The organism is Paenibacillus glycanilyticus, assembly GCF_030161375.1.
Classification (GTDB): domain Bacteria; phylum Bacillota; class Bacilli; order Paenibacillales; family Paenibacillaceae; genus Pristimantibacillus; species Pristimantibacillus glycanilyticus_B.
On the sequence record NZ_BSSQ01000003.1, the window covers coordinates 195,888 to 205,860 of the forward strand.

The 9,973-nt window shown below is 35.7% G+C and carries 14 protein-coding genes and 1 pseudogene; all 15 read right to left on the reverse strand.

The annotated features are described in order from the left end of the window. Positions 1–407: 407 nt before the first annotated feature. Positions 408–1,091, reverse strand: coding sequence for an HAD family hydrolase (locus QQK89_RS04655; protein ID WP_284237278.1), 684 nt, complete (start codon positions 1,089–1,091; stop codon positions 408–410). A 203-nt stretch (positions 1,092–1,294) separates the two neighbouring features. Further along, positions 1,295–1,747, reverse strand: a complete 453-nt coding sequence (locus QQK89_RS04660; RefSeq protein WP_284237279.1) for a DinB family protein — start codon at positions 1,745–1,747, stop codon at positions 1,295–1,297. A 162-nt stretch (positions 1,748–1,909) separates the two neighbouring features. Next, entirely contained in the window at positions 1,910–2,113 is a 204-nt protein-coding gene (locus QQK89_RS04665; RefSeq protein ID WP_284237280.1) for a hypothetical protein, read from the reverse strand. Between the two features lie 58 nt (positions 2,114–2,171). After that, the gene (locus QQK89_RS04670) at positions 2,172–2,699 is read right to left on the reverse strand and encodes a hypothetical protein (RefSeq protein WP_284237281.1); all 528 of its coding nucleotides are present in this window, start codon (positions 2,697–2,699) and stop codon (positions 2,172–2,174) included. Positions 2,700–2,836: 137 nt separating this feature from the next. Then, positions 2,837–3,214, reverse strand: coding sequence for a hypothetical protein (locus QQK89_RS04675; protein WP_284237282.1), 378 nt, complete (start codon positions 3,212–3,214; stop codon positions 2,837–2,839). A gap of 178 nt (positions 3,215–3,392) precedes the next feature. After that, positions 3,393–3,767 (reverse strand): hypothetical protein, encoded by a 375-nt coding sequence (locus QQK89_RS04680; RefSeq protein ID WP_284237283.1) that lies wholly within the window; start codon positions 3,765–3,767, stop codon positions 3,393–3,395. 385 nt (positions 3,768–4,152) lie between these two features. Then, complete coding sequence (locus QQK89_RS04685; protein ID WP_284237284.1) at positions 4,153–4,497, reverse strand: hypothetical protein; 345 nt, start codon at positions 4,495–4,497, stop codon at positions 4,153–4,155. Beyond that, positions 4,494–4,913 (reverse strand): DUF7674 family protein, encoded by a 420-nt coding sequence (locus QQK89_RS04690; protein WP_284237285.1) that lies wholly within the window; start codon positions 4,911–4,913, stop codon positions 4,494–4,496. The genes QQK89_RS04685 and QQK89_RS04690 overlap by 4 nt, the downstream gene beginning before the upstream one ends. A gap of 249 nt (positions 4,914–5,162) precedes the next feature. Beyond that, entirely contained in the window at positions 5,163–5,735 is a 573-nt protein-coding gene (locus QQK89_RS04695; RefSeq protein WP_284237286.1) for a DinB family protein, read from the reverse strand. A gap of 123 nt (positions 5,736–5,858) precedes the next feature. Next, complete coding sequence (locus QQK89_RS04700; RefSeq protein ID WP_284237287.1) at positions 5,859–6,194, reverse strand: hypothetical protein; 336 nt, start codon at positions 6,192–6,194, stop codon at positions 5,859–5,861. Positions 6,195–6,839: 645 nt separating this feature from the next. After that, positions 6,840–7,175, reverse strand: a complete 336-nt coding sequence (locus QQK89_RS04705; protein WP_284237288.1) for a hypothetical protein — start codon at positions 7,173–7,175, stop codon at positions 6,840–6,842. Between the two features lie 280 nt (positions 7,176–7,455). Then, a complete protein-coding gene (locus tag QQK89_RS04710; RefSeq protein ID WP_284237289.1) occupies positions 7,456–8,301 on the reverse strand; it encodes a hypothetical protein in 846 nt (281 codons plus the stop codon). Between the two features lie 190 nt (positions 8,302–8,491). Further along, the gene (locus QQK89_RS04715) at positions 8,492–8,914 is read right to left on the reverse strand and encodes a hypothetical protein (protein ID WP_284237290.1); all 423 of its coding nucleotides are present in this window, start codon (positions 8,912–8,914) and stop codon (positions 8,492–8,494) included. A 165-nt stretch (positions 8,915–9,079) separates the two neighbouring features. Continuing rightward, on the reverse strand, positions 9,080–9,634 hold the full coding sequence (locus QQK89_RS04720) for a hypothetical protein (RefSeq protein ID WP_284237291.1): 555 nt from the start codon (positions 9,632–9,634) through the stop codon (positions 9,080–9,082). A 192-nt stretch (positions 9,635–9,826) separates the two neighbouring features. Next, positions 9,827–9,922: pseudogene (locus QQK89_RS29620) on the reverse strand (DUF6199 family natural product biosynthesis protein); the annotation flags it as partial. Between the last annotated feature and the right edge of the window lie 51 nt (positions 9,923–9,973).

Genomic DNA, 9,973 nt, shown 5'->3' on the forward strand with positions numbered 1-9,973 from the left:
GGATGCTGGTACGCCGAACTTTCTCCTTGCGCGTCTCGTCTGAGTCCGTAAAAAAACAAGCATCAACGGCGATGCTAAGCAATGCCTCTTTCGCCGCTTCGGACGCAGAAGGTTCATGCTGTATAAGATAATGGCAAATCTGATAACACAAAGACTCGTACCTCCGCAAAATAGCAAACTTTACTTGCCGCTCCATAATGAAACGTTCTCCCTTCTCCTTCAGCGCATCTATATATAAGGATAAGGAAATTTTTTTAATAAATAAGGGGGAAAATTCTTAAGTTTTTCTTAAAGTCCCGTTTAAGTTTTGAACAAGTAGTTACCCATAAAGACAATGCAGCAGCCGGCATTAGTAACCGGTTGCTGCACTGTCTCATTTAACGTACTCCGTTAACGTAACGAGCCGTTTACGCTCTTAATAACGTCAATAATTCTGATGGCTTTGATAGCTTGGGGAAATCCGTAATTTTTTCACTTTTAAAAGGCGGAATAAACCAAGTAGCATGGTAAGGCACCATTCCAACTTTTGCGGCGCCCTGTAGTTCATTCGATCCACCGTCACCAACAAATAATGACTCTGACGGTGATACATCCATTCTTTTGCAAGCGAGATGATAAATTTCAGAACTAGGTTTTGCCATTTTCACAGCATAAGAAAAAATAACATCATCGAAATATTTTGCTAATAAGCAAGACTCCCAAACGGATACTTCCTCTGGAGTACAGTTGCTAATTAGACAGATTTTCACTCCCAGTGCTTTTATTTGCTCCAACATATCTAAAATTCCAACGTCTATTCTGCTAAAAGGTATAGATTTGGACTTAACTCTTTCTGTATGTATTGTATTAATAGTTTCATTTGATACTTCATGACCGAGGCAAGTAAAAATTTCCTTTAACACCGAAGGAAAATCGGAGTAAGTACCGTCCATTCTTTTCTCTTGCCTCTCACTCCACTCTTTATCAAATACTTTCGATTCAATGCCAAGCTGTTCTACGAAGTGAGTAGATCTTTGTGCCTTTCTTTTACCGTTCTCAAATTCCGAGATTAGTGTCTCAAACAAATCAAAAAAGACAGCTTTTACAGCCAATTTCACCCCTCCTAAATACTCATTACATATTCTGAATAACTATTTTGTTTCCTTTAATTCCCTACATCTTTTTATGCTTTTATCACTGGTAGGCATTGTCATTATCCTGCCTGCCTTAATAAAACGAGCAGACTGCTTAAGTCTGCTCAACATTGAAGGTTTATTAAACAAACGTTTGCCGACAGCGGAACGGCCAACACAAGTCAGCAGTTAAGCTTCTCTTTAATCTGATTCAAATGGTCATTGTCGTGATGCAAAAATACATCTACATATCGCTCGCATGAATAGGTGTTGGATTCATGTCCAATGTTGAACCGAATATCATTGTTTAATTTTCTTAATTCTTCTACTAACTGTTTTCTAGTTTTGGCGAATTCATCGATGATATCGTTTACGCTATCATACCTATTAATATATGATATGCCTTCTTCATTATGTAAATCATGATTTGGAAAAGGAGGCAATGTGGCTTCATGAATCATCAAAGGTACCATCTTTTCCAAACTAAATTTATCCCAATAAAACAGATGACCAACTATTTCTCTAATCGACCATTTGCCTGTTGCAATTGGGTCGGTAAGGACATCCTCTGGGTATTTCTTGAGTGCTAAAAATTCTTCAATCATTTCTTCAAATTGATTCCGTTTTTCACTCATTTTTTAAATAACCTCCAAACCGAAATGAAAACATTTGTTCGCAATTACTATGCCATAAATTATTACAGTAATCAAGTATTCTGCCCTTGAGTTGAGAAAACGGTAGCTCATCATTTGTGAGCTACCGTTTCGTTTTTTATTAAGCTAAAGTTCCCAATTAGCTTAAGATTTTTTACGCTTCATTTTTATAACAGCTTGTGCTTTGCAATGAGAACAGGCTATATACCTCTCAAAATCAACTGTATTAAGAGGGGAGTCAACATCAAGAATTTCAAGAACATAGCATCCACAATCCGGACATGTAATTGATAAGGCTGGATTGTCTGCTAGTTGATTTACTACATCTATCCATTCCTGCTTCATCATAATCCTCCTGAGTTGTGATCTCTTCAACTAAAGTTCCCAGTTAGCTTAATAAGGCATCCTAGATTCCATTAGGACAAATGGTCATATCAATAACCTTTTGCTCATCATCAAACTTAAAGAATACCCAAGGTTTGTAGGCATCATTACTTGGATGCCCTTCATAACCATCAATGAACCCAATTTCGTTTGCTTTCATATCCCTTACTTTTCCTTGATGCCAATATGCTCTTTTCACTTCTTTATAAGTGCTACCGATACCGATTCTTTTCTTTCCGAATCGGTATGATGGTGAGGCTATTTTTATATTGGCTAAATATCCATTGGAATCGAAGGATATTCTATACCCTTGGTAATGAAGAGTACTCCAATTTTCATTTTTAATTTCAGCCTTTATTACATTTCTGTCGCTATCTTTTATTTCTGCGTACCAATTCAGTCCGCTAATACCAAAATACTTTAGATAATCACTCTCATATGGTTTATCAAAAATTTCTACATTGCTAAACGACTTCATAAACGAGTAGTGTAAACCTTGGTTTGCCTGTATCCCAAACACCAGGGTCAAGAGTAGAAAAATTAACTTCATAAAAACCACCTCATTGATAATGTTCCCCAATATATTCAATGAAAAACAGCTGCTGACAATCAGTCGGCAGCTGTCTTGTTGTTTCACTAAAGTTCCCAGATAGCTTAACGATAGCCGTCCACTGACTGCTGTTTGCTCTATTTAGTGAGATCTCTTATGGCAGTATGTATTCGAGTTGCTGTATCAATCGATCTATGATCCTGAACAATCACCTCTTCAAAAGTATTCTCAAATACCTCTCTGAGTTGTCTTTCAAGTTTTATTACATCTAAGTCGTCCATATGTTTGGTAATATAAATTGATATTGTTCTAATTTCCGATTCATATTCGTCCTCTGGGCATTCCATTGCTAACAGCAGGACGGGATCCCATAGATCGATATATCTTTTTACAATCTCAATAACAGGCTTTGGATCAAAGGAAAGGTGGTTCAGATATTCCTTTTCCTCGCTTACTTCTTTTTGGACAATCTTCATTTTTTCATCAAATGAAAGGTCTTTATTGAATTTCGTCATATGTCCTCCAACTCCGTTTTATAAACCTCCAAATTTCCCAAGTATATCCTATACGTAATTACAATGGATTTGTTGCGTTAACCTCCCGTTAAAGTAACAAAGCTGCCGATCCTGTACCGGCAGCTTTGTCAGTTTGGTCATTCAACTATCGTTCCTCGTTTGTTTAACGTATTACATTCTATTCAGATTGAATCTCGGTAAGTGTTTTTATTTGGGATGGCACTAATTCTAAGTCAGTTTGCTGATTTATATAATCTAATAAAATATATTTAATATCACCTATAGCCTTACATCTCGTATAGTCTCTTTCATTACCTGTCCAACGACCACATAATGGACAATTTACACCTTGCGGCTGCCCGTGTCCGTAACTAAGTGGTCGGATTAACTTCTGCTCAACTTCGTCATACTTAAATTCGATAATTACTTCTTGTGGGACGACTCCATCTTCCTTTTGAAAAATTAAGGTGTAGAATAATACAGGATAATTATTAGTAAACGCTTTGTAAGCATGTTTAAGTATCATTCTCGATAAAAGAGTATCAGTATTCATATTAATCCCCCACAAATTCAACCTTCCCATAAACTATAGCATATATTTCCACGCTAAACTCCCAGTTAGCTTCATGAAGTCTTGTTTGACTTTACTTTATTCAAATTACCTAACTCACTCAAATATTGATAACAAAACCACTTAATAAGGTGATTTGATTGTCGCGAGCGTAGTATAAGGGATTTTCACGTCAAAATAAAAACGAAAAAAATACGTACAAATGAAAAAGAACCTTGATTTCTCAAGGTTGTAGATCGGGATTATTATGTTGGCAACTGATCAAATGATTGGCCAAACTTTTCATGACACTTTAAATTACGTGGTACGTTCACAAGATGTCAGAAACGGAATTGACAAAGCCATTCACCCATACTACAAAACATTCCTAATCGATAATGAAAAAATCATCAAATGAGAGCCCATCCAATGTGAAGAGACATGTATATACACCGAGATTCTTATCTTGATATATTATGTAGACATAGGATTCTGCATAATCAAAACCATAATTTCGTACAGGGAAGTCCCTTTTTTCATCCCAGGAATCAATGTATAGTTCGATTTTATTTACCTGAACTTTTAAGGATTTAAATTCAAAAGTATCACCAAAGACTTCTCTAAACTCCTCAGGTTCTTCCTTCATGTAGCTATAGAAGTTAAGCCAAAAAAATTCAATTGTTCTCTGTTCTATCTGGTATTTGTCTACCCATTCTAATAAGTTAATGTTCATGGACTGGACCGCCAACATAAATTGGTTTTGCCATCCCAAAGATCATTTAAGTGGTTCCACCATTTTAATGACTCTTGTTTTAAATATTGATTAAAGACATTCGTATTTATTTCATTATTTAGTAATCTATTTTGTAAATCTTCCAATAATCCAATTGATGCAGCCTCTTTAACAAAATCATCGCCATTTGTAAGCAACAATTCAATTACATCAAACACTGATGGAAACTCACTTATTTTATTGTGTTTATACAAATCAACAAAATAAGTAGCGAAATTAGCTAAATCAATATATAGTAACTGTTCATCTCCATTCTTATAATTTTTCTGAACATATTCATCCCACTGTTTTTTATAAGATGGACACGCTTGGAGAATTAATTCCATTACTTTGCTTTTAGAGATTTCTTTTTTCACTGTACACCTACCTTTTGGAGTAAAATGATTCAAATTTTCCAAGTCACGACGCGTAAATCATTTTGCTTCGATTTTACCATGGATAACTGCCTATAAGTGGAATAAAAAATGGAGCTGCTGCCACCGGCAAACTGCTCCAAAATGCGTTAAGCTAATGTCTCGTGTTAGTTCAAGTTTATGTTTTTTTCATGACTGACTCACTTGCCCTTACTGAAAATGATTAATAAGTATAGAAATTTTTATCTGAAGCTACTCAGTATCTTTAAATCTACTGTACTCTTTTTTAACGCCTTGCATTTGAGTGATATGACGCTGAGCATGCTGACATAAAAAGTAGATATACTGGTAAACATCAATTTTTCCTAGATTATTTACTGTCATTGTGGTCTTATATAATATTCCTTCACCGTTTGGTATTTCGTTAAGTATTTCTAAGCATTCACTTATCTGATCGTCTAATAATGTTCTAACTTCAATTAATGTTTTTTCGCCTTTTGGCTCCATATGCTCTGGTCGGATCCACGTAAAAGATTTGTGCTCTGCAATCATTTTAAGTTTCCCTAAATTACTTTGATAACTAGTTAATTCTTGAGTCAGATCGACCTTCAAGGAAAGTTCTTTAGCCTTTTTCTTGCCTTTACGAATCAGAATTAACAAGAATTGATTAGTTAATGTAACATGTTCTAGAATTTGCTCAATACTCCATCCTATAGCAGGTCTATAACTAAGCAGCTCTGGACTTAAATCAAACCATGCATGGTATTCCTGCAAAGTTCGTGAAAGATCATAGCCTATGAACTCAATGGTTTGCTTTACAGTCATTATTCTTCCCGCCTTCGAGTAATTTCAGAAACGTCTTATTCAAGAACTCTACAAATTATTTGTACCTGATATATTCGTGAAGTGATTGAACTATCCTCCGTTAGATTAATGGCTTTACCTCATTTACTGTCCCGCCCCGCCTATGGGATTTCCATTTTTATCATAGTACGTTACTGTTATCGGTTCTGGCTTTAATTCATTTTTAAGTGGGTTATATCCACCGCTTCCGTACCACTCATGAATTCTGTATTTTTCACTTCGAACAAACCAGTTTTTATAGTCGTAGTAATACACATCTACATCCAAAAACGCACTTACTTCGGCAATCATTTTTGTGCCATCCCGCTCAACCATCTGCTCCTCGATACTGGCAGTATAAAATATTGAAATGAAACACCCCAAATAACCTCCAAAGCCAACAGCTGCCAACAGTGCTATCGTCCCAACAGTACGAATCAACACAGTGAACCTTTTCTTGTACATTTGTAGACAAGCTATAAGTCCACAAGAAAATGCGGCAACCAAAAGTAGCAACAGGAAAAAGCCTACCGAAATGACCCAATGACGATAAGTAAGTCGGAACGCAGCCAGTATTAATGATGAAGCTATTGCGAAGAAAACAACGGCGGCTATTAACAGTAAGGTTATGAGTGTGAATTTAACCCTCCCATTTTGCTTTTTAAACCAGTGAATTGGAACAATAAGGGATGCTATTTCCTTTACCACCTTTCACACGACATTGCCTTTGGAGGTCTACTTCGAGCAGGTATCGGTCTATCCCCTAAATATACTCCCAGTATTTAGACGTATTTCCGTGGAGTTTGTTACGTTATCCTGCCCGTAAGTTAAGAAAACGACAGCTCATCATATGATAAGCTGCCGTCGTGCTGCCTTGAACTATCGTTTCCTCGTTAGTTCCCTATCTCCATCCCTCTTGCTCCCACTTCATCCATTTCTTCAAGTTAACTATAGGATGAAATCCTGCGAATTCATGAGTCTGAGTGAGGAAATTGAATCATTTCGAGGGAGCGTAATGAACTAACGAGAGCCGCGGTGAATACAGTGGGATATGATGTTGCTAACCTATTTGAAGTGATCCTCAAATTACCTGATTTCATATTTAAGAAAGTCATTTAATTTATCTATTTTATCTGTTACGAATTCGATATCATGTTTTTTCTCTCTGATTAGTACATATAAAGGTGCAGAAGAAATATTTACTCTTTCTTCAATCTCTGGCATCCCATTTGTAACTATATTTATCCTATGCTTTGGATCTTCGAGTCCTTCAATTGGAACATCATAGTTTATTGTTCTGTTATAGACGAGCAGAAGATATTTGGGTTTCTCAAACAAACCTGTAAGAATTATGTAGATAGCATAACTAGCAGCAATAGCCAAACCTGTACGGTATAAGTATTTATTTATCGAGTTTTTCATTATTAGTCCTTTCGTTAGTATTTACGTCAGCTTTAAACAGTTAGTCTGCTAACTTCTTATTCTACGTGCTTAAAATATTCGCAATTTGTTTTAACTAACCTGCGCATAAGATCACGAACCAGCAGCCCCTTTTTAATCAGAGCTACCTGCGTGTACATTCAATTATCGTTTCCCAATAGCTTAATCCACTAAACGCATTGTTTACGTTCACTATATCCTCAACAATTAGTTCAATGGCATCAACGCTGGATCCCACTTTTTATACTATGCGGAACAGATTTTAATACTTACTTGGATTCAGCTCCTTAAACTTATGAGAGTAATGCTTCTTATCAATGAATCCGACGTAATTAAGTCCAATACACGGAGATAAATCTCCACCTAGTACGTTTGTATCAATAAAGCTGATGGAACTTAAAAGCGGCAGATTTTGAACAAAATCCAATGATTTAATTTCACCACACTTAGTAAGTTTCAAATGCTCGAGCTTCTTTAATTTCGCAATAAACTGATGATTCTCAAGTCTGGAACAAGACTCCAAGTAAAGGGCTTCTAGGTTATCAGGTAATTCATCAAGTAAGGATAGTCGACGTAAATAATAAAGCTCCAGTTTTTTCATTTTAGTATATACTTTTGAGCCTTTTAAGGAACTGATTGAGGCTTGAGTTAACCGAAGTGATTCTAAATTATTCAATTCGATTAATTCTCCCAAATCCCCATTTGTACTTTTAAATTTAGTTAACTCTAAATGTTTAAGTTGCTTTAGTGTAACTAAGTTTTTTAGCTTATTATTATAGATTGCTGCAAACGCTTGGAGTTCCTTGAAAGGCGACAAATCAAAATCAAATTTCAGTTCTGTGAAGGACAAGACTTTCAACTGAGAGAGTTTATATATCCCTGCTAGATCTGTAATTCGTTCAGTATCAATATCCAACTCTAGGATATGTTTACAATCATTCAGAAATTCTAAGTCAGTACCTTTGTAATAAGTTGATAATATGGACAGCTTACTTATGTCTCGCTCATTTAAATAATCTAAGCATCGTGCTATATTATCTCCATCTAAAATGAGAGTGTCGAATAAATTGTTCTCAATAAATTTGAAGCCATCTCTGATAGCTACCATAAATGTTCACCATCGCTCTCATTTATTGAACTCATCCTTTTTATAATAATTTTCGACCACATATTGGAATAAACCTGCCCTTTAGCTTAATAAAAATAGAGCAGTTGCCGTTGTGACAAACTGCTCCTAGCTGGCTGAACTAACGTTCCCAGATAGCGTATTAATTTACTGCAGACTTATTTCTCGCAGATTATAGCTTCTGCATCGCTGTTTGAAGCTCAACGTCGAACTTGTCAACGTTACCGGCTTTGGAGAAATATATGACCAACGCATTTCTCCCCAAATAACCTTCGATAGAAGTGGGTGTTTTTACTTTAAATTTACCGCTAATTTTTGTGGCTGCTATTTTAGCATCGTTTTCCGAATCAAAAATATATATATAAATTGAATCTGGCTTAACTGGACTTATTATATCGAATAAGTTTGGTTTTACACCGTCAAAAGCATCAGAATCATTGTTTACTTGACCTTTAGAAATTAACTCAGGTCCTTCAGATTGAATTTCTTGAATAACTTCATCTAACGTTACTTTACTTGCTTCTTTCTCTTTGTTAGCGCAGCCTGTAGCAACGACCACAAGTACAAGGAGTAGAACAATCATTCGAAAACTCATTAATTTTCCTCCAAATGGTATCTAATAAATGTGATATTAGCATGGGAAGCATTAGATTTAAAATTATAATTTCTTCCATTTAAACTGCCCTTCAGCTTAATAAAAAAAGAGTAGCTGTCCTTTTGAAAAACTTCTTCTCCTGGATGGCTGAACTAACGTTCTTCGTTAGCTTAGTAGCCTGTTAGTATCTATTTTCTCGATGATAACGTTTATAATCTCGGCTACTGTTAGTGTTCCGTCTACAATAATATCACTATCAGGCTTTATCGAATTCAGCATCTCAAGGTAACCGCGTCTTCCATGAAGAATATAATTACTCATTTCAGCAATAATATCTTCCGCCGTTGAACCATGATGATCTCTAATTAACCGACGAGCCATTGCAATATCTAGAGGAGTATCAATAAAAACAGCAAGGTCAATTAAGTCTTTTGTATCACTGTGTTTATATGCAAAAGGAAAATCTAATACAACATAATCTAATGACTCGGTAAATAGGGACTTCAAATCTCTAATTAGAGGAGTTAAGTTCCATTCATCATAATTTGCACCATTATCAACCCAGTTGATAATATCTTCGGGTCCATCGAAATCATATTCATCAAAATACAGACCTTTTGAATTTTGTAGTGTGGCGTTAAGTCGGGTAGTAATGGTTGTTTTTCCCCCACCAGAGACCGCTGCAATAGCAATAACTAACGGTTGTTTTCCTTTTTCCATATAACACCCCTTCACTGGCTCAAATCTTTTCAAAATATATTCGTGGAAATTATTGTGTTATCCTGCCCGTTACTTCAACAAAGACCGGCAGCGGTTCTCTGATCTACTGCCGGTCTTTGTTTTAAACTAATGTTCTCCGATAGTTCAATATGCTACAAATTAGGAAACCTGTGTATGACTTCATAAATAATTTCATATAAACTGATAAGCAATTACAATTATTAAACTTAGAATAATAAGTAAGACTCCACCAATCCTTGTTATCAAAATATAAAAATTAGAAGGTTCGGTCGCATCATTGGGACTGACCCCATAGAGTGAGACAAATTAAAACACCTT

Excerpts from the sequence above, each read along its gene's own strand:
- QQK89_RS04660 (WP_284237279.1), bottom strand. The coding sequence starts at position 1,747 with ATGAGTGAAAAACGGAATCAATTTGAAGAAATGATTGAAGAATTTTTA.
- QQK89_RS04665 (WP_284237280.1), bottom strand. The coding sequence starts at position 2,113 with ATGATGAAGCAGGAATGGATAGATGTAGTAAATCAACTAGCAGACAAT.
- QQK89_RS04670 (WP_284237281.1), bottom strand. The coding sequence starts at position 2,699 with ATGAAGTTAATTTTTCTACTCTTGACCCTGGTGTTTGGGATACAGGCA.
- QQK89_RS04675 (WP_284237282.1), bottom strand. The coding sequence starts at position 3,214 with ATGACGAAATTCAATAAAGACCTTTCATTTGATGAAAAAATGAAGATT.
- QQK89_RS04680 (WP_284237283.1), bottom strand. The coding sequence starts at position 3,767 with ATGAATACTGATACTCTTTTATCGAGAATGATACTTAAACATGCTTAC.
- QQK89_RS04685 (WP_284237284.1), bottom strand. The coding sequence starts at position 4,497 with ATGAACATTAACTTATTAGAATGGGTAGACAAATACCAGATAGAACAG.
- QQK89_RS04695 (WP_284237286.1), bottom strand. The coding sequence starts at position 5,735 with ATGACTGTAAAGCAAACCATTGAGTTCATAGGCTATGATCTTTCACGA.
- QQK89_RS04705 (WP_284237288.1), bottom strand. The coding sequence starts at position 7,175 with ATGAAAAACTCGATAAATAAATACTTATACCGTACAGGTTTGGCTATT.
- QQK89_RS04710 (WP_284237289.1), bottom strand. The coding sequence starts at position 8,301 with ATGGTAGCTATCAGAGATGGCTTCAAATTTATTGAGAACAATTTATTC.
- QQK89_RS04715 (WP_284237290.1), bottom strand. The coding sequence starts at position 8,914 with ATGAGTTTTCGAATGATTGTTCTACTCCTTGTACTTGTGGTCGTTGCT.
- QQK89_RS04720 (WP_284237291.1), bottom strand. The coding sequence starts at position 9,634 with ATGGAAAAAGGAAAACAACCGTTAGTTATTGCTATTGCAGCGGTCTCT.